Raw genomic sequence first — 17,830 nt, forward strand, 5'->3', positions numbered from 1 at the left:
GGTGGGTGTGGCCAGCTTGCCAAAATGTCCCCGGTGGGCACAAGCGACGGCGGTTCTGGCTGGCGTGCTGTTCAAGATAGTCCGCCAGCCGGTACAGGGGGCCTGGCTGCTCGGCTTCTGTCGAAGCGGTGCGGCTGTGAGCGCCGCCTTCGCGAACGCGGCGCAGGGGCCCTAGTAGACTGTCGCGACTAAGTGTCGTTCTGGTTGGTGGAGTTGGGGTCGGGCAGGCTTCGCTTGATGCTTCCGTTCGGCCGGGCAGGGGTGCCGTGTCCTCGCAGAAGAAGTATCCGGTTGTCTTGAGTGCCGAAGACCGTCGGGCGTTGGAGCGTGTGACGACGACGGGGTCCGCAGCGCGTCGATGATCAGGCGGGCGCGGGTGCTGCTCGCGTTGGACACCTCGGCCGGCGAGGTCGCTCCGCGGGCGGTGATCGCGGAGCGGGTCGGGGTCTCGTGCGATTCGGTCCGCCTGATCTCGAAGCGGTACGCGGAGACCGGCGGCGATGTGTGGGCCACGGTCGGCCGGAAGGAACGCGCACTGCCGCCGGTGCCCTCCCCGGTGACCGGCGAGGTCGAGGCAAGGCTGATTGCGCTGGCCTGCTCGAAGCCGCCCAAAGGACACGCCCGCTGGTCGCTGCGCCTGCTGGAGAAGCACGTCGCGCTGGCCGAGGACATCCCGGATCTGGACCACTCCACGATCGGGCGGGTCTTAAAAAAACGGAACTGCGCCCTCACGTGAAGAAGTGCTGGACCATCCCGCCCGCTGCGAATGCGGCCTTCGCCGCGGCGATGGAGGATGTCCTGGCGGTCTACCACCGGCCCTTCGACCCGACGCGCCCGGTGGTGTGCATGGACGAGAAGCCGTACCAGTTGCTCGGCCACGTCCGTGATCCGCTTCCCGCGCGGCCGGGCCGTGACCGCCGCGAGGACAACGAGTACGTCCGCTCGGGGACCTGCTCGATCTTCTGCTGGGTCGAGCCGCTGCGCGGATGGCGACGCGTGGACGCGCAGCCCCGCCGGACCAGGGTCGACTGGGCGCACCAGGTCGAGCACCTGCTGACCGTGGACTACCCCGACGCCGCCACGGTCGTGCTGGTGATGGACAACCTCAACACCCACACCACCGCCTCGCTCTACGAGGCGTTCGACCCGGCAAAGGCCTTCGCGCTGACCCAGCGCCTGGAGATCCACCACACCCCCAAACACGGGTCCTGGCTCAACATCGCCGAGATCGAGCTCTCCGCGCTCACCCGCCAGTGCCTGGACCGCCGCCTCGACGACCTCGCCGTACTCAACGCCGAACTTGCTGCCTGGCAGCAACAGACCAACAGCAACCAGCGCCAAGTCGACTGGCAGTTCACCACCGACGACGCACGCGTGAAACTACGCCACCTCTACCCAACCACACAGCGAAATTAAGCCGCGACAATCTACTAGGTTGCCGTGCACCGGTGTGCTGGTTTCAGCAAATGCCTGTTCCAACCAGTTGTCGGCAAGGGTGTCGTGTTCGTCGCTGGTGAGGTAGTCCCCGGCTGCGTCCTCCAGGAAGGTCTGGGGCAGGTGAAGGCGAACGCCAAGGCGACGGGCGTCCATGGCTGCTTCCAGCACGGCCCGGGCCGGAGGGGATGCAGTGTGGTATCGGTGCAGCAGTTCCGGGGCGCCGGCCAGGAACTGGGCAAACCGCCCGTCTGAGGCGTGCTGCACGGCGTGTTCGAGCTGTCGGTCCCCGGCTGCGGCCTGGGTTCGTGCGGCGGTGAGAGCCGAGTCGTCGAAACGGTCAGGCAGAGTGATCTGCCGTCCGGCGAGCAACTCACGTACTTGGGGATGCTGGTCGTCCTGTCCGGCTGGGGGGCGGGTGGTGTATTCGCGGGGGTAGTGGGGCCAGAGGGTGGCCAGTACCAAGACGGGGCCGCGGGCGGGGTCGGTGAGAAGGGTGCGCAGGGCGGCGGCGATGCGCTCCCCCGCCCCCGCGGGAGCTCCGAGGTAGTGCTGGGCTTCGTTCAGCCAGACCACGGTGCGCGGGCCGACTCGCTCGATGTCGGTCAGTGCCGCCTCGGCTCGGGTGGGGTCGAGAGGATGCCACAACCTCCAACCTTGCGCGGCCAGCGGTTGTACGGCTTCCCAGCACGCCCGTGTCTTGCCCGTTGAGGAGGAGCCGACCAACACGGCCATCCGGCTGTGCCCATCCATTGCTGCCTCAACGATTTTTTCCAGGTCCTCGTCGTGCTGCCGGCGCACGTATCCAGGCAGCCGAAGGTGCGGGCCGGTCATGCTGGTGAGGCTGGCGCCTGTGGGGACGTCGGCTGCCGGATGGACTTCCAAATCATGTGGGTCCCAGTGTGCGATCGGCTTACCCAGAACGGACCCCGAGCCCTCGCGTGCTCGAGTCGCGACATCCAACAAGTCCAGCAGGGGACGGGCGTCAAGGCGCAGGGCATTCGCTAGCGCCCCCACCGTCTGCGCAGTCGGCGCGGGTGCATTCCTACTCAGGGCCTGGCTGACGGTCGTGCGTTTCAGACCAGCCCGGATGTACAGCTCGTTCTTGTTGAGTCTCATCGCGACGCGGGCCGCCTCTAACCGGGCGCGCAGCTCGCCTAGCGCTGCCCCCGGATCTTGGAACTCGCCTGTCGTCATGTCGGCCCCCGCATGTGTCGTGCTGCTGTTTGCCGTTGTTCATCTTCAGCTGGGTGAACCATCGGGAACAGGTGATTCGCGAGATTCGGCACCTCGACAACATCCACGGTGCCGAAGGGGACTGACACCATGTCCGACCGCATCACCCTCATCCTGCTCACTTGCGCCTTGATCGTTCTGTTCGCTGCCCTCACTGGCGCGGGCGCCGCGTACCTCGCCCGCCGCGACCACGCCAGCTACCCCGCCGCGTTGACCCGCGCGGCCGTGGCGTTCGCCACGACCCTCACCCTCGCGGCTGCCGTCACTACGGCCTTGGCCGCACTCAACGACTGACGCGCTCCCGACGGCATGAACGATCCGGTGGCTTTTCTGCAATCCTGCGTTCTGCGCAGGTCTGTGCAGGACGCAGGACGAGATGTGCAGGGCCAGTTGGCTGCCCATCGCCTCGGAGGGATGCCGTTCGAGACCCGCTTCGTGCCGTCAGTCCCACCCAGGTCGTAGCTCACGTGTACGTGTTCTGCGGCTGCCGCTTCGTTGGATGCCGGCCACCGCGTCTGTCACGCGCTCAGTGTCTCCCGTACGGTCCGCGCAATGGCCTGCGCCTGCTGCACCCCGTCGTCGTCCAGCACCCGGATTGCCGACTACGCAGGGCCGTGATCGTGGCGTCCGGGTCAATGCGTCGTGCCCGCATGGGTCTTCCTCATCGGTCCAGGGTCGGGTGCGCAGTACACAAAGGCGCGGTGCGCAGACCTGCGCAGTGATCACGGTGTCCGCGCATTGCACGGCGGATCAGGGGGTTCTTCTGATTGCGCAGCCTGTTGGGCTTGGCGGGAGACCCATGCGCAATCGTGTACGGCCGCGGGCTTACTGTTACGCGTCGGCGTGGTGGCGGGTGAGGGCCTGCCAGCGTCGCTCGAAGTCCTCGGACTCGTCGGCCAGGTAGGCGGGGGTGATGGGCCTGTTGTACTGGGCGGTGACTCCCCGGTCTGCGCATGCCTGCGCAACGTCTGCCTGCGCAGGAGCGTCGGTGTGCACCCGGTGCTCGGCCCAGACGTTGTAGACGCGCCAGCGTACGAAGTGCCGGCGCAAGTTGGCCGGGCTGATGGGCTTGCCGCCGCGGCCGAGGAGTCCCTTCTCTGCGCAGTAGGCCGAGAGTTGCTCGTCGCTGGGCTCGCTCCCCTTTTGGTCCTGGTACTCCATCCATGCGAGGTAGTACCGGTCAGGGGCGGTGAGGTCGCCTCCCCCGGAGGAGTGCTGCGGCGGCGCATCGACGGGAGCGTCCACCCTAGCGCTGCGCTGCCCCTTCGCAGCCTGTGGTGCAGCACCGCCAGGCACCGATTGCAGAGCTTCCGCTTCCGGAAGGGACTCATCGGTTTCCTGCTCGCCCGGACCGGCGACGTCCCCGGCAGGCGGTTTGGTGCTGCCGAAATCACGCTCCTGGAAGCTCGCGACGAAGTCCCCCAGGTCCTCACCCGAGATGGGTCGGCCGCCCGCGCCGGCGATCCCGTCCCGCTCGTGCACGTATGCCGCGAGAGCGGCCGCATCGGGGTAAGCGCCATGCTCCTGCTCATAGTTGCGCCAGGCGCTGTGGAAGTAGTCGTACCAGGACTGGTCGGTGGGCTGCGGTTCACCGGAGGTGGCAGTCTCCTCGGTGTGCGGTGCATAGCGCTTCTGGAGGACCTGGAGCAGGGGGTGCACCTGCTCCTCGGAGAGCGGGCCGCCGGTCCCCGTGGAGATGCCGTACGCGTCGCGGAGCCAGAACGCCCACTGTGCGGCGGTCGGTTCGACCTGGAACTGCGCGATGAACGCCTGGTAGGCCTCGGCGAATCGCTCGGTGTCTCCCTCGATGGATTCCTCGGGCTCACGTGGCCGCTCGGGTGCTGGGGCTGGAGCCTGCACCGGAGGCGTCTTCGTTCTCTTCAGCTCCGTTGTCTCCGGCTCGTGTTCTGGCGTGGCCTCGGGCGCGTGGCCTTCGGGCTGGACGGGGGCGGAGACCCGCTCGATGGTGAAGAGGATCGGCGGCTCTTCGATGCCGGCGGCGGCGAGGCCGGCAGGCGCGGTTTCGGCGAGCGGGACGCCGTACCGGGCCAGCCGCAGCGGCATCAGCGCCTCGACGGGGGCTTTGCGCCGCCATGCGCGACCGAAGCGGGAGCGGAGGCTGGCCTGGTAGACCAGGCGCTCCTGCTCCAGCTTGATCACGGCGTCGTAGGAGCGAAGTTCCCACAGCTTCATGCGGCGCCACAGCAGGAAGGTGGGGATCGGCGAGAGGAGCCAGCGGGTGAGGCGTACGCCCTCCATGTGCTTGTCGGCCGTGATGTCCGCGATCCGGCCGATCGCATGCCGGGCCGCCTCCACGCAGACGACGAACAGGATCGGGATGACACTGTGCATACCGACGCCCAGCGGGTCCGGCCAGGCGGCCGCGCCGTTGAACGCGATCGTCGCCGCCGTCAGCAGCCACGCCGTCTGACGCAGCAGCGGGAACGGGATGCGGATCCAGGTCAGCAGGAGGTCCAGGGCCAGCAGGACGCAGATTCCCGCGTCGATGCCGATGGGGAAGACGTAGCTGAAGTTCCCGAAGCCCTTGTCCAGGGCGAGTTCGCGTACCGCCGCGTACGAACCGGCGAAGCCGATACCGGCGATGACGACCGCCCCGAAGACGACGACCCCGATGAGGATCCGATGCGTCCGAGTCAACAGGATTCGGTGTCCCAGGGCCCGTCGGGGTATCTCCTCGCTCCCCCTGCTCACGTACCACTCCCCCTGTCTACGCCTCACAACTGAGCTGTTCTCACACTCCCACGCCGGGAAGGAAGGTTGGAGTCCTTCGCTGCCAGGCTCGACAAGAAGCCGTTGCCAGATGGCGACGAACATCTCGGTGTTGACGGCGATCACTATGCCGCAGGGCACCGACACAGAGTGACGGCTGACCGCTTCCATCGGCGCATACGTGACTCACTGACATGCGAGCCCACCCATCCCGACGCTGGGCTCCGTCCCTCACAGACTGACGCGGCATCCGCGTGCCCGCAGGCCAGCGCGGGCGAGGCTGGGTCCAACTGTTCTTCCGCCAGGCCCACCCGCACGGCAGGATCGAGCCCATGAGGATTCTGGTCATCGGTGGCACATGGTTCCTGGGGAAGAACATTGTGGAAGTAGCTCTAGCGCGAGGGTGGTTCGTCACCACCTTCAACCGCGGGCGCTCCGGCGGTGACATCGAGGGCGTCGAGCCGGTACACGGGAACCGTACAGACCGCGAGGACCTGCAACGCCTTGCCCAGCAAGGTCCATGGGACGCTGTGATCGACACGTCGAGTTCCGACTTCCCGCCCCGTGACGTCCTGCTGGCCGCAACTGCCCTCCGCAACGCGGCGCGGCGCTGGGTGCACATCTCCACAGTGTCGGTCTATCAGGGCTGGCCCCACCAACCGCTCACCGACGACTCGCCGCTGCTGGATGCCCCGGCTGACGCTGACGAGTCGTATGGGCATAACGGTGAGGACGGCAGTCCCACTGTCTACGGCTTCCAGAAGGCTGGCGGGGAACGCGCCGTGAAGGAGGTCTTCGGAGACGCTGCGGTGTTCCTCCGGCCCGGCGTCATCCTGGGCCCGGGCGAGTACGTTGGCCGACTCCCCTGGTGGCTGACCCGGGCCAAGCGCGGTGGGAAGATCCTGGCCCCTGCGCCAAGCGGCCAGCGCATCCAGCCGGTCGACGTCCGCGACGTCGCGGAGTTCGCGCTCGACCAGGCGGCGAGCGCGACGAGCGGCGGCTACAACGTCACCCACCCGGTGGGCATCACCTTCGAGGACTTCCTCGGCGAATGCGTGACTGTCACCGGCGCGGCCGGAAAGCCGGTGTGGGTGGAGCCGAGGGTCCTGGCCGAACACGGCGTAGCGCAGTGGACCGAGCTGCCGCTGTGGCGTACGCACGCGGGCGTATGGTCGGTCGACTCCCACCGGGCCGTAACCGCGGGGCTGCGGTGCCGACCGATCGCTGACACGATCCGGGACACATGGGCCTGGCTTGCTGCGGACGGGCGTCCCGTGGACCACCCGAGGTGGGCCGAGCACGGGATCGCCCGTGAGAAGGAGGCGAAGATCCTCGCCTCCTTGACCTAACTCAGGCTTCCAACTGGAGCAGGGCACTGCGGGTACTGAGCTGGTGGCTGCTTGCGCTGCGGGTGAAGTCCTCGACGCGGTCGCGCAACTCGCGGGGCAGGGTCGAGCGACGGTAGGCCGGCTGCGCGAGGAAGTGCTGGATCTGCCCCGTGCGTACGAGGACCCCGGTAACGCGCTGGTCCCCGGGGATGTCCCACAAGGGGGTCAGCGCATCAGCGGCTCCCTCGACGTCGTTCGACAGGAGCCGGGCCACGGCAAGGTCGGCAGCGGCGCCCCCGAGTACGTGTGGCGAACGGCTGGCCTGTGGTTTTTGACTGATGCGGTCCAGGGCGCGGCGCGCGGACCGCTCGGCCTGGTCCCCGTCGTGGATGAGTAGCGCGGTCGAGCTGCTGGACATGGCCAGGCGCTCGGGGGAGAAACCGAACTCGCCGCCGACACCGTCGTGAAGGTCGTCGCGGGACCCGCTCTCGGCCTGCAGGGAGAGCCGGAGCGCCTCACGGGCGGATTCTGTGTCGCCGAGGTATCCGTGTGCACGCGCCTCGATGGCGAGAAGCCGCTGCCGGGCAACGTCACCCAGGCCGCCGTATGTCTGGGCGCGCTGCGCCTTGCTTACGGCCTCGGCGGGCATGCCCGTGAAGTAGGCAATGTACGCGAGGATGCCGTCCGCGTACGCGCGCAACAGAGGGAAGCGGGCGCTCTCTCCGTAGAGATCAGCCGCACGGGCCATACGGCGGGCATTGTCGAAGGAGCCAAGGTTGAAGGCCGCTGCGGAGAGCAGGGCCATGGTCTGGCCCGTAAGTACGAGCAGACGCTGCTGCTGTGTGGGGATCTGCGTGCGGTCTCGCTGGCTCTGAAGTTCCTCCTGGAGTGCCCGGCCGCGCCGGAAGGCATCCATCGGAGGGAGGGAAGCGTAATCGCGCGCGAGCGATGTCACGTCGTCGGCAAGTTGGTCAAGGCTGGTATCAGAAACGGACGCTGCGGCTGTTGCGCTGGCGTCGTCCTGAGCGTCGCGTGCGGTCATGTTGATCTCGTGCTCCAGGTTGAACGCGGGTGCCTGGGGATCTTCGGCAGGAGGCGGAGGAGCCAACAGCGCCGTCACGGCGCAGCCGAACATGGCCTGTAACACACGGCGGGTGTCCGCGGACAGCGACTCCGGGCGGATCTGCCCTGCTTTCCAACGGAACACCGTCCGCTCGCTACAGGTCGGGTTGTTGCCGCCCTTCCCGACGACCTCGTCAGCGGTGCTGTCGAACAGTGCTACGAAGTCAGGGGCGCCCAAGTTGCGGCGGTCGCACAAGAGCTTGAGCAGCGTTTCGGGTTGTTCCCTCACATCGCCTCCAGTCATCAAGCCTGGCCTGTTGGCGGCCCGCCTACGGATCGATCCCTTCGTACGAAGGGGATACCGGCGCCCTCCTCCAGTTCAACACATCTTCGGCAGATGGCAGTTGGCTGGCAGTCAGATGGCAATCCGCCACATTTGTGGCGCGGAGACGGCAGCTCCCTGACCTGGCGGTGGCACCCCCTGCAGGACCACGCTGATCACCACCCTCGCTGAGAGTGCCGAACGCACTCAGGACAGTGGCCCTCTGTTCGGGACGGCCCAACATTCCCCAGAGGACGTGATGACAACGACAGCCGTACGAACGCCCCGCGCGACCCAACACCGCGACGGGGCAGTGATGAGCGAGAGGTTCGAGGTCGTTCCCCGTTGCGGTGACGACCCGCCTCGAGTCAAGGACGCATCCCGGGTAGGCATCATGCGCCGGATCGCCGCCGCACGGCTCAGACACCGGGGGCTCGAGGCGCTGCTCGATGACGTGATGCTCATACTCTCCGAGCTGCTGACCAACGCCCTGCTGCACAGCGGTGCCAAGGAAATCAGGCTGAACATCGCCGTCCGAGACGGCTTCCTGCACATGGCCGTCACCGACGGTATGCCGGGCAGCGCCACGCGCACGTACGTCAACGACAAGGCTGAGTCCGGGCGCGGCCTCGCCCTGGTCGAGGCCCTAGTGAAGGAGAACGGCGGGGACTGGGGCACCAGCGACGGCGGCGCGCAGACCTGGTGCACTCTCGCGGTGCCGGCGAAGGAGCGACCGTGACGGCACCGGCCACTTCCCCCGGCTGGGCGCACCCCGTGCGGGCGGCCGAGCTGCCGTTCGCCCCGGAAAGACTGCGCTGGGTCCTGGCGAAGGTCCAGAAGTGGCAGCCGTACGTCGACGGCTCTGTGCTCGATGGCCTCTCAGCCGTACTCGACGACTACACGCCGGACGAGGACGAGGTCGACGTGAACGCGATGAGGCTCCGCGGGCACCTGATGCGGCTCGTGAACCTCGCCGTCACCGCCAAGGTGGTCGAGCAGGACGCGCGTGTCGACCGGGTCGTCGATCGGGCGCGCACCGTCCGGTCCGAGGAACTGCCCGGCGACCACATGAAGGCCGTCGGGCACGTCCGCCAGATGGCTTGGACCCTCGACGAGCTGCTCGAGCTCCTGCTGGAGAACCAGTGCATCAAGGAGGCGCCGTGATCCCTCCGCTCCCGGTCAGCCCCTTCGGAGAGATGAGAGAGAAGAACCGTTCCGTGCGCACCTGGACCGAGCCTCCCCTGGTTCCCTTCATCACCCAGAGGGAAGGATACTTCCAACACCAATCCGGCACGAGGGAACTGGAGTCGATTGGTCCCACTTGGGTGCGAGCCGTGTGCGGCCTCGCGGTGATGGGCTGTCAGGCCAGAACAGCGGCTGCCCGCGGCGGTTCAGGCAGGGACCGCCCACCACATCGGGATCGTTAGAAGCGATCCGGGCGGCAACCTGACAGAGCCGACTCAACGGTTCCGTCGACCAACTCCCGCGCGACCAGGCGGCCCACGGCCGCGGCGAGCGTGACCGCCGAGTGCATCACTGCCAAGTAAAGGCCGGGGACCTCGGCGACCGGGCCGACGATCGGCTCACCGTCGGCCGGCATGGGGCGCGCTCCGAGTCGGGTGCTGAGCAGCTGGGCGCCGTCGTTCCCGGCCGGGGGCGGAGATCGCGGCGGTAGCACCAGGTAAACCGAATCGTTCTGGAGCAGCAGAACAAACCGCCGCCGCCCGTTGCATGACTCCGGGGCTGGCCTCCGACTCGTGCAGCAGTTTTGTGCTACGCGGGCCCATGTAAATCCTGCGCTGCGCTGCATCCCGACGACCACCACCAGGAAGGGAAAACAAGGTGTGTGGCTCACAGCAGGAGCCGGGTGTCCGCGAGCGAGGGCGGTCAGAGGACCGTGCCGTGCAGGGCGCGACGGTCGCCGGACATCGCGTAGCGGCGGGCGGCGAGCCCGTGCTCGAGGGGCTCGCCGATCTTCTCGCACAGCAGCGCCAGGACGTCGGCCGCGTCGGTGTCGGACAGGTAGACCGGCGCGATTTCGAGCATCAGCTCCCCGATCGCGTACGTGCTGGCGGTGAGTTCGTCGACGACGCGGCGCAGCGCGGCGAGCGCGGGATCCGCCGGCGGATCGGCGGGCGGCACAGGCGGTGCGGTGCGGACGGCGCGGACGGCCTGGCGGACCACCGCGCGCACCGTGGGCTCATCGAGGGCCTTCAGGCCGCTGTGGGCGAGCGCGGCGAGGCGGCGGGTGATCAGCTCCGCGACGTCGCCGCTGCGGCTGGAGAGGGCGATCAGGGCGCGCGCGGCCGTTCCTTGTGGGGCAAACGACCGGCACACTCAGCGACCGAGCCGGGCTACTGTGAGCCTCTGTCTCAGGCGTCCCACCGCAGTGCCACTGCGGGCGACGTTTCTGCAGGTCAGCGGGTGGGACGTCCCGGGATATGGCCACTTCCGCACCAACTGTGGCCAGGCTCCGCAGCGAACCGGCAGTCTCCTTCGCGGAACCAGCCAGTCGGCCCCGGCAAGCGCACGTCAACGGACGGGCCGGACGGGCGCATCAAGAGTCAGGAGAACGAATGTCCATCGGGAACGAACGTGGCGAGAGCATGCGCCGAAGGTCAATGTGACTGAGCCTCACTCGCCAGCTGAAGCACTCAGTCACATCCAGCGACACCGTTAGCGAATGCCAACGGAGGTTGGTGATCACTAGGTTTGTGTCATCAAAGAGGAAGATAACAACGTGCGTTTTACGTCTCACCGACGATCTCTGGCGACGGTCACTGGCGTACTGCTCAGCGCAGTGGTATCGCTCGGCCTGCAAGCGACCCCAGCCCAGGCTGCGTACGGCCCATGCAACACCACTGGGACCTACGGCGGAGAAGTCGTCATTCGGGTGCCAGCACGAACCGACAACGGGACTTCCTGCTACATCGGCTACCAGACGGGCTCGGTGGGCGCAGTGAAGGCAGTTCAGGACGCCATTTACTACTGCTACCGAGGGACGACCGCCTACGACAGGATGATGAACGCCGGCGGGCGCGATGGGATCTACGGGGATGGCATGGTCAGTGCCATGAAGTGGCTCCAGGCAAACAAGCTCGGTCTTTCCGGCTCCGCAGTTGACGGCGTCTACGGTCCGACGACCGCCTCGAGGCTTCTGTGGCCCCTCCGCTGGAGCGCCGGAACGCCTGTTGGGGTAGGAGACTGCACCAAGCAGTGGTGGTGAGTGTCGGCGGCGCCCCTCAATAACGCCCTGAGCCCGCCCGCCCACCATCACGCCAGGGCCCGCGACCAGCCGAAATCAAGATGGCAGAGGCTCTGTGCCCGTCGTACGGGGCTGACACCGGCCGTGGCGGGCGCGCATGACCTCACTCTCACGTTTCCGTTCATGCCCCGGGCCACGGTGCGTGCTGCGTACCAGGCCCCTTGTGCCATCTCCGACCGCGTCCCCTCGCGGGACGCTGACATACGCGCACACCAACCCACCTGACCTGCAAGTTGCATGGTGCACAGCACTCACTGGAGAACCATGTCACCGTCCCGCACCCGCGACCTCCGCCGAGCGGCCGCTCCCCTCACCGCCGCGGCCCTCGTTCTCGGCATCAGCGCAAACCCTGACCCTATGAGGGCTGGGGCTCCCCCTTCCGGTTTGGTCAAACAGATAACTGAATGAGGAAGATCGTGGTAAAGAAAGCTTCCGCCGGAGCGTCGGATGTCGTGGTCACCGGACTCGGAGCGGTCACGCCCCTGGGCGCCAACGTCACCTCCAGCTGGCAGGGCATGCTGGAAGGCCGGTCAGGAGCCCGGGTTTTGAACGAACCGTGGGCCCATGAGTTGCCGGTGCGGATCGCCGCACCCGCGGCCGTGGACCCCGCGGCAGCCCTCCCGCCCGCGCAGGCGCGCCGGATGGACCGCGTCACGCAGCTGGCGCTGATGGCCGTACACGAAGCCTGGGCGGACGCCGGCCTCGATACCGCTACGGAGCTGGACACCGAGCGGCTCTCGGTCGCGGTCTCCTCCACCATCGGCGTAGAGACCATGCTCGCTGCTCATCAGACGCTCCAGACCAAGGGCTGGAAGCACATGTCGCCCTACGCGGTGCCCTCCCTGCTGCCCAACAGCTCGGCGGCGCAGATAGCCATCCAGTACGGCGCCCAGGGCAGTGCCCATGCGCCGGTGAGCGCCTGTGCCTCGGGGACCGAGGCCATCGGGCTGGCGGCGGACATGATTCGCTTGGGCCGGGCCGACGTCGTGATCGCCGGCGGCGCCGAGGCACCGATCCACCCGTTCGGCCTGGGCGGGTTCGCCGCCATGCGTGCCCTTTCCCGACGTAACGACGACCCGCAGGGTGCCTCCCGCCCTTTCGCCAAGAGCCGGGACGGTTTCCTGCTCGGCGAGGGCGCGGGCATCGTGATCCTTGAGTCGCAGGCCCATGCCCGCGCCCGCGGTGCCCGGGTCTACGGCCGGATCCTCGGTATCGGAATGTCTGTCGACGGGCACCGCATCGCCCAGCCGCAGCCCGAGGGACTCGGTGCGGCCAAAGCCATCACCCGGGCGCTCGCCGACGCCGGCCTGTCGGTCACCGACATCGCCCATGTCAACGCCCACGCCACCTCCACACCGGCCGGAGACCTCGCCGAAGCCCGCGCCCTACATCGTGTGTGCGGCGCCCACACCGACCAGATCGCCGTCTCGGCTCCCAAGTCCATGATCGGACACCTGCAGAGCGGCTCCGGCCCCGTCGAGGCGATCACCACCCTGCTGGCCCTCTACCACCGCGTCGTGCCCCCGACCCTCAACGCAGAAGAGACCGACGACGCAATCGGCTTGGACATAGTGACCGGATCACCGCGCCAACTTCCTCAAGGACCACTGGCGGCCCTGAGTAACTCTTTCGGCTTCGGCGGCCATAACGCCACCTTGGTCCTCGCTTCCTGAACGGCCTCGCCCGCGGGTGATAGATCTGCCCATGACCAGCAGGTTCACTCCACTCCCACGCTGCCGCTGATGGTCAGGTCGCCCGGCAATCTCACCCACGGGAAGCCGACTGGCCCGCCCCGCCGCCTACACCCCCACCCTGAACCGCACCGGCGACGGCTGGGACCTGCGGCTCTCCCGGTAACGTTGTCGCTGCCGCTCACCCACATTGCCCAGAGCGCTTCAGCGTTCCCGGGCGATGTCGTCTCTGAGTGGGCGACCGGAGCAGGCAGAACGGGAGCTCGCCGAAGGCCTTGCGATGGGCCAGTGGACCGGGCCGTTCTTCCGTGCTTCGCTACGTGACGTGCCATCGGCCGTACGGTCCGGCCGGCTCATCGACGTGCTCGCCCCGGCCGCCGAGGTCCTGGACCAGGCCGACGTCGACCAGGACGTCGTGCACCAGCTGCGCGTCCTGATCGACGCGATCACGCCGGGTCTCTGATCCGCCGCCACGGGCGTTGGCCTCCTGGCAGGGTGTGGCCGTGATCGAGATAGCCGTCGGTGCCGCCCTCGCCGCAGCAACAACGCTCATGGGCACCTGGTTTGGCGTCTGGCTGACCCGCAGGAACAGCGGCGTGCGCAGATGCAGCGGCTGGTCATCGCCGTCTCGGAGTTGATGACGGCGCGCACTCTGTACCGGGAGGCGTGGCTGAGCCGTACGACACGGTGGCGTGTGGGCGGGATGGCCGCGATCGAGTTCTGGTCCGCCTGGCGTATGCCGGGCGGCAGTTGGGAGAGCGCGGTGGTCGCGCTTGCCCCCCGTCGGCGCGGGTGATCGAGCTGTGGCAGCGGCGCAGCGTCGAAGAAGCCGCTGCTCTCGCTCCGTACGCGGCCAGAGTCGCCGCGGTGGGTCTGCCGTTGGGCATGGTGAGCGATCCGGATCTCGCCACGGCCGCGCAGAAGCTCCTGGACGCGGTTCTGGAGGAACCAGGGCGAGGATGCGGTGCGGGAGGCCATCACGGGGCTTCATGCGGTGTTCTACGGATAGGAGCCGGAGCCGCCAACTCCGTAGCCCTTCAATGGAAGTGTGCGAATTGCCTGGTTGGCGTCTGGATGCGTTATACAGGGCGATTTTTAGGGGTGCCGGATTGGCTTTCCCGCCATAGAGGGGTGCAGGATGCGCAGCGGAGCGTCAGGCGTCAACTGCTGGTGCAGTTCAGCGTCGTTGATCTCTTCGCGGGAGGTGGCGGTCACAGCCAGGGCACGTACCTCCCCGCCCGACCATCGTGGCCCCGGCGCACAAAAAAGGGGAGCCCCGAAGGTCATGCCCAAGCTTTGGACGGCGGAGGGCACGACCGAGGACTCCCCGGTGTCGCGTTGAGATCACATCCGCGCGAGCGAAATCACGAGAGATGAATCCTGAAGCGACACCTCGGAACGGTACAGCAAGGGAAATTGTCGGCGTCGGCTGAATCTGGGTTCTGGATCACTTTCCGTGCCGGAGCCACGGAGGGTCACCACGACCGCGATCATGAACGGCCTCACGCCGCGAGGAGGACCCGCTTGCGGAGCAGGTCGAAGTTGGCGCGGCCGAACATCTGCCGCTTGAGCATCTTGATCTTGTTGTTGTGGCCTTCGACGGCGCCGGAGCTGTAGGGCAGGCTGAGCCCGGCGACGACGGCGTCGAGGTCCTGGCCGAGGCCGGTGACGAAAGCGTGCAGGGCGGGCAGGTCATCGGCCTGGACGCGCTCGATCCATTGGTCCAGTTGCTGTCCGTGGCGGTTATTCATCAACTCGGCGAAGGAACGCACGTGTTCGGCGGTGCGGTCGAGTTCGGGGCAGCGGGCGAGGATCGTCTTGAGTCGCTGGCCCTGGTCGTCGTCGAGGCGGTCGGGGCGGCGGGTGATCCAGCTGGTCACGTCTCGCACGGAAGGGTGCTTGCGAGGCGGATCGTCGTGCGGGAACGCTTCACGGAGCTGATGCACGTACCTCTTCACGACACTCTCGCCGCCGGGGTAGCCGCGCTCACGCAGTTCCTCGAACAGGCGGCGGGCGACGGTGCAGCCCTCGGCCCACCGCTGATGCAGATAGGGCTTGTAGGGATCGAGGATGCTGCTGCGGCCGGTCCACTTTCCCACCAGCAGTTCGTCTGCGGTGGCCGCTCGGGCCAGGCGGCGCACGGTGTTGCGGGCGAGGCCGAGCCGACGGGCGATCGGCCGCATGCCGAGCCCGTCGTCGAGCAGGGCGTGGACGGCAGAGTGCTGTTCGCGCACCCGGTCCGACAGACGGCCGGAGCGTCGCGGCTCGCCTGAGGGACGCGGCGCGAGCTCCGGGGTCTTCCCGGGTGCGGCGGCGCCGACCCGGCTGGTCTCCTCTGTCTCGCGCAGCAGGGCGCGGTGCTGGATGACCGTCTTCTCGACGGCCTCGACGAGGTTTTTCCAGATGTGCCACCGGTCCGCGACGTGGACCGCGTCCGGGGCGCCGAGCCGTCCGGCCTCGGCGTATGCGGTCGAGCGGTCACGGCAGATCACCTCGACGCCGGGGTGGTCGGCGAGCCAGGCGGACACCGTGGCCGTGGTGCGGTCGGGCAGCAGATCAACCGGACGACGCGTGTCGATGTCCACCAGGATCGTGCCGTAGTTGTGTCCCTTGCGCAGGGCGAACTCATCCACCCCCAGCACCCGCGGCGTGTGCACTTCGGGCTCCGGCAGGCGGCGTATCAGCCGCAGTAGTGTCGACCGGCTCGCCCGGACCGCGAGTGTGTCCGCCAGGCGGGCGCCGGCCCGGCCCGCCAGCATCACGGCCACCCGCTGCAGCACAGTCTGCAGCCCGGTGCTTCGCCTGCCGTGCCGGAAGGTCAGGCCATCGACCTGCTCTGCGAACGTGGCCTGCCTGCAGGCGCGGTCACGGCAGCGGAACCGCCGGACCTGTAACTCGATCACCACAGGACGCCCGGCGACCGCGGTGTCGGCGAGGCGGCGTACGTATCGGCTGTGCACCCGGCCTGACGACGTCCCGCAGGCGTGACACGCGGCCTGCTCCGCCGATGCACGGGCCCGCACGAGCACCAACTCGCCCTCGACTACTGCCTTTTCGATCACAACGCCTTCGGCCTGGTGGAACCACAGGTCCTGGAGGAACACATCACCCACGGCCGTTCATGATCGCGGTCGTGGTGACCCTCCGTGGCTCCGGCACGGAAAGTGATCCAGAACCAGGATTCGAGCGACGCCGAGAGAAATGACATCCCGTCTTGCCCAGGTGGGCCGGGTAGCCCCTGCCATCACTGCACTCTTGGCCATGGTTGCCATCTGCCTCCTGGCCGCACTCGGGCACACGGAGCAGATCACTGCTGTGGCGTTGTTCGGCGGAGCTGTCTTCGCTGGCGGCGCAATCGTCAACGTGACCGTCCATATCCGCCGCTGACCTCCATGGTCAGGCGCGGCTAGCATGCGAAACGCCCCGCCCCCGGCGGCTGCAATGCCGGGGACGGGGCGTTGTCGTATCTGCGGGCTATCCGAGCCAGGTGATGGTGAGGACGGACAGGCGGCGCAGGGGCCGGTTCACCCAGTAGGTGAGGGACAGCTGGCCGACGGAGGCGTGGCGGACGTCCTCACCCTCGGGGTCATCGGCGTTCCACTGCCGAAAGCCCCACGGGTCGCCGGCGGCGGCGTCCAGGACGTCCCACACCATGTCTTCCACGTGCTCGGGCAGGGTGTCGAGGACCTTCGCGGCCGGGGCGGAGAAACGGACCGCGTACGGCTGTGCGGTCACCGGCGCCGCCCGCGGAGCTCCGCCATGTCGATGAACTCGCTGTCGTCGTATCCGGAGGCGACGAACGCGTCGACGGCCGGGGCAGAGGCGAGGCGGCCCTGCCACTCCTGGAGGACCTCGTACAGCGCGGCGAGGGAGAAGGTGCGGCGCGATTCCTCGAGGGCCGTCGCCCACTCCTGCTCGAAAGCCGGCACCCACCGCTCCGCACGCCGGTCGGCACGCAGCTGCGCGAGCAGTTCGGCCGGAGCTCCCGGGGCGGGGGCGTACGGGGTGACGGGTGCGTGGTCGGGCTGCGCGCTCATCGGCTGGTCCTCCCGGCGGCGGGTCGTCACCTCACGGTACGCGCGCCAGGTGGCCGTGGATGCGGGCATGGGACAGATCCCTTCTGTCGGATCAGAGCGCCGGCGACAGCGTGGGGGCCGGTGGTGATGGCTGAGTGAGGAACTGGCCGTAGGCGGTTTCAGCGAACCACCAGGCTTCGGGGGAGTGCCGCTTCACTCGCCACGGCCGCGGCTCCACCAACGTCTCCAGCTCCTCGTCAGGGTGCTGGAGGCAGACGCCGATGCCGCAGGAGCCGAACTCCAGCAGCTTCTCGGGGAAGTACACGCTGGGGGCCCTGGTCGTGATCACCCGGCGCGCGCACAACGCCGTGAACTTCTCGGCCGCGTCCAGGGCCAGTTGAGAGGCGCTCGCCGCCCGCACCGTGGCCAGCCGCACCCGGCATGGCCGTGTGACGTGTCGGACGACCTGGTTGCCGGTGACGGTGCAGATTCCGGCCGGGCCCCGCGAGACGTAGGCGCGTTGGTGATCGGTGAGCGCCTCGAGCGGGACGGGAAGGCCGTGTGGGAGTGCCATCAGTACATCCAGGCCGCCGAAGCCGTGACCGGTGGCGACCCCCAGGCCGGCGGCGCGACGCCGTTCGTGCTCCGCGTCGTCGATGTCGAGCTGCAGTTCCGCGACGCCGAAACCCGCGGGCGCAGGGACCGTTGCGAGCATCGCGTCTCCCTCCCACAGGATCAGGGCCAGG

The 17,830-nt window shown here is 68.1% G+C and carries 20 protein-coding genes; 11 read left to right on the forward strand and 9 right to left on the reverse strand.

The window, feature by feature from the left end:
• The first annotated feature begins 358 nt into the window (after positions 1-358).
• Together OHT21_RS00145 and OHT21_RS00150 are read left to right on the forward strand one after the other, a co-directional pair.
• On the forward strand, positions 359-736 hold the full coding sequence (locus OHT21_RS00145; RefSeq protein ID WP_328766010.1) for a helix-turn-helix domain-containing protein: 378 nt from the start codon (positions 359-361) through the stop codon (positions 734-736).
• On the forward strand, positions 733-1,416 hold the full coding sequence (locus tag OHT21_RS00150) for an IS630 family transposase (protein ID WP_328766012.1): 684 nt from the start codon (positions 733-735) through the stop codon (positions 1,414-1,416). The genes OHT21_RS00145 and OHT21_RS00150 overlap by 4 nt, the downstream gene beginning before the upstream one ends.
• On the opposite strand, the gene OHT21_RS00155 is transcribed toward OHT21_RS00150, so the two are convergent.
• The gene (locus OHT21_RS00155; RefSeq protein WP_328766014.1) at positions 1,381-2,553 is read right to left on the reverse strand and encodes a hypothetical protein; all 1,173 of its coding nucleotides are present in this window, start codon (positions 2,551-2,553) and stop codon (positions 1,381-1,383) included. The genes OHT21_RS00150 and OHT21_RS00155 overlap by 36 nt on opposite strands.
• A 207-nt stretch (positions 2,554-2,760) precedes the next feature.
• Here OHT21_RS00155 and OHT21_RS00160 point away from each other — a divergent pair, with 207 nt between their 5' ends.
• Positions 2,761-2,964 carry a hypothetical protein gene (locus OHT21_RS00160; protein ID WP_328766016.1) on the forward strand — a complete coding sequence of 68 codons (204 nt, stop codon included), beginning with the start codon at positions 2,761-2,763 and terminating at the stop codon, positions 2,962-2,964.
• A gap of 537 nt (positions 2,965-3,501) precedes the next feature.
• Here OHT21_RS00160 and OHT21_RS00165 read toward each other — a convergent pair.
• Entirely contained in the window at positions 3,502-5,334 is a 1,833-nt protein-coding gene (locus OHT21_RS00165; protein WP_328773920.1) for a DUF2637 domain-containing protein, read from the reverse strand.
• A 398-nt stretch (positions 5,335-5,732) separates the two neighbouring features.
• Between OHT21_RS00165 and OHT21_RS00170 the strand changes: the two genes are divergently transcribed.
• Positions 5,733-6,749, forward strand: coding sequence for an NAD-dependent epimerase/dehydratase family protein (locus tag OHT21_RS00170; RefSeq protein ID WP_328766017.1), 1,017 nt, complete (start codon positions 5,733-5,735; stop codon positions 6,747-6,749).
• Between the two features lies 1 nt (position 6,750).
• On the opposite strand, the gene OHT21_RS00175 is transcribed toward OHT21_RS00170, so the two are convergent.
• The gene (locus OHT21_RS00175; RefSeq protein ID WP_328766018.1) at positions 6,751-8,079 is read right to left on the reverse strand and encodes a DNA-binding protein; all 1,329 of its coding nucleotides are present in this window, start codon (positions 8,077-8,079) and stop codon (positions 6,751-6,753) included.
• Between the two features lie 349 nt (positions 8,080-8,428).
• On the opposite strand from OHT21_RS00175, the gene OHT21_RS00180 reads away from it, so the two are divergent.
• Together OHT21_RS00180 and OHT21_RS00185 are read left to right on the forward strand one after the other, a co-directional pair.
• Positions 8,429-8,851: an ATP-binding protein gene (locus OHT21_RS00180; RefSeq protein WP_328766019.1), complete on the forward strand. Its 423-nt coding sequence runs from the start codon at positions 8,429-8,431 to the stop codon at positions 8,849-8,851.
• On the forward strand, positions 8,848-9,276 hold the full coding sequence (locus OHT21_RS00185) for a DUF6415 family natural product biosynthesis protein (RefSeq protein ID WP_328766020.1): 429 nt from the start codon (positions 8,848-8,850) through the stop codon (positions 9,274-9,276). Before OHT21_RS00180 ends, OHT21_RS00185 begins: the two co-directional genes overlap by 4 nt.
• Before the next feature lie 259 nt (positions 9,277-9,535).
• On the opposite strand, the gene OHT21_RS00190 is transcribed toward OHT21_RS00185, so the two are convergent.
• Both OHT21_RS00190 and OHT21_RS00195 read right to left on the reverse strand, forming a co-directional pair.
• Positions 9,536-9,712, reverse strand: coding sequence for a hypothetical protein (locus OHT21_RS00190; RefSeq protein ID WP_328766021.1), 177 nt, complete (start codon positions 9,710-9,712; stop codon positions 9,536-9,538).
• Positions 9,713-9,999: 287 nt separating this feature from the next.
• Positions 10,000-10,449 (reverse strand): hypothetical protein, encoded by a 450-nt coding sequence (locus OHT21_RS00195; RefSeq protein WP_328766022.1) that lies wholly within the window; start codon positions 10,447-10,449, stop codon positions 10,000-10,002.
• A gap of 556 nt (positions 10,450-11,005) precedes the next feature.
• Between OHT21_RS00195 and OHT21_RS00200 the strand changes: the two genes are divergently transcribed.
• The 4 genes from OHT21_RS00200 (at position 11,006) to OHT21_RS00215 (ending at position 13,864) form a co-directional block, all read left to right on the forward strand.
• Positions 11,006-11,338, forward strand: a complete 333-nt coding sequence (locus OHT21_RS00200; protein ID WP_328766024.1) for a hypothetical protein — start codon at positions 11,006-11,008, stop codon at positions 11,336-11,338.
• Positions 11,339-11,793: 455 nt separating this feature from the next.
• Entirely contained in the window at positions 11,794-13,050 is a 1,257-nt protein-coding gene (locus OHT21_RS00205; RefSeq protein ID WP_328766025.1) for a beta-ketoacyl-[acyl-carrier-protein] synthase family protein, read from the forward strand.
• A 238-nt stretch (positions 13,051-13,288) separates the two neighbouring features.
• On the forward strand, positions 13,289-13,531 hold the full coding sequence (locus OHT21_RS00210; protein ID WP_328766026.1) for a hypothetical protein: 243 nt from the start codon (positions 13,289-13,291) through the stop codon (positions 13,529-13,531).
• A gap of 141 nt (positions 13,532-13,672) precedes the next feature.
• Positions 13,673-13,864 carry a hypothetical protein gene (locus OHT21_RS00215; protein ID WP_328766027.1) on the forward strand — a complete coding sequence of 64 codons (192 nt, stop codon included), beginning with the start codon at positions 13,673-13,675 and terminating at the stop codon, positions 13,862-13,864.
• A 706-nt stretch (positions 13,865-14,570) separates the two neighbouring features.
• On the opposite strand, the gene OHT21_RS00220 is transcribed toward OHT21_RS00215, so the two are convergent.
• Positions 14,571-16,181, reverse strand: a complete 1,611-nt coding sequence (locus OHT21_RS00220; protein ID WP_328766028.1) for an ISL3 family transposase — start codon at positions 16,179-16,181, stop codon at positions 14,571-14,573.
• A gap of 148 nt (positions 16,182-16,329) precedes the next feature.
• Here OHT21_RS00220 and OHT21_RS00225 point away from each other — a divergent pair, with 148 nt between their 5' ends.
• On the forward strand, positions 16,330-16,455 hold the full coding sequence (locus OHT21_RS00225) for a hypothetical protein (RefSeq protein ID WP_328766029.1): 126 nt from the start codon (positions 16,330-16,332) through the stop codon (positions 16,453-16,455).
• An 87-nt stretch (positions 16,456-16,542) separates the two neighbouring features.
• On the opposite strand, the gene OHT21_RS00230 is transcribed toward OHT21_RS00225, so the two are convergent.
• The 3 genes from OHT21_RS00230 to OHT21_RS00240 form a co-directional block, all read right to left on the reverse strand.
• Positions 16,543-16,803: a hypothetical protein gene (locus OHT21_RS00230; protein ID WP_328766031.1), complete on the reverse strand. Its 261-nt coding sequence runs from the start codon at positions 16,801-16,803 to the stop codon at positions 16,543-16,545.
• Positions 16,800-17,105 carry a DUF6247 family protein gene (locus tag OHT21_RS00235; RefSeq protein WP_328773921.1) on the reverse strand — a complete coding sequence of 102 codons (306 nt, stop codon included), beginning with the start codon at positions 17,103-17,105 and terminating at the stop codon, positions 16,800-16,802. The genes OHT21_RS00230 and OHT21_RS00235 overlap by 4 nt, the downstream gene beginning before the upstream one ends.
• Before the next feature lie 91 nt (positions 17,106-17,196).
• On the reverse strand, positions 17,197-17,799 hold the full coding sequence (locus OHT21_RS00240; RefSeq protein ID WP_328766032.1) for a hypothetical protein: 603 nt from the start codon (positions 17,797-17,799) through the stop codon (positions 17,197-17,199).
• Positions 17,800-17,830: the final 31 nt, after the last annotated feature.

Source organism: Streptomyces sp. NBC_00286, from assembly GCF_036173125.1.
In the GTDB taxonomy this organism is placed as follows: Bacteria; Actinomycetota; Actinomycetes; order Streptomycetales; family Streptomycetaceae; genus Streptomyces.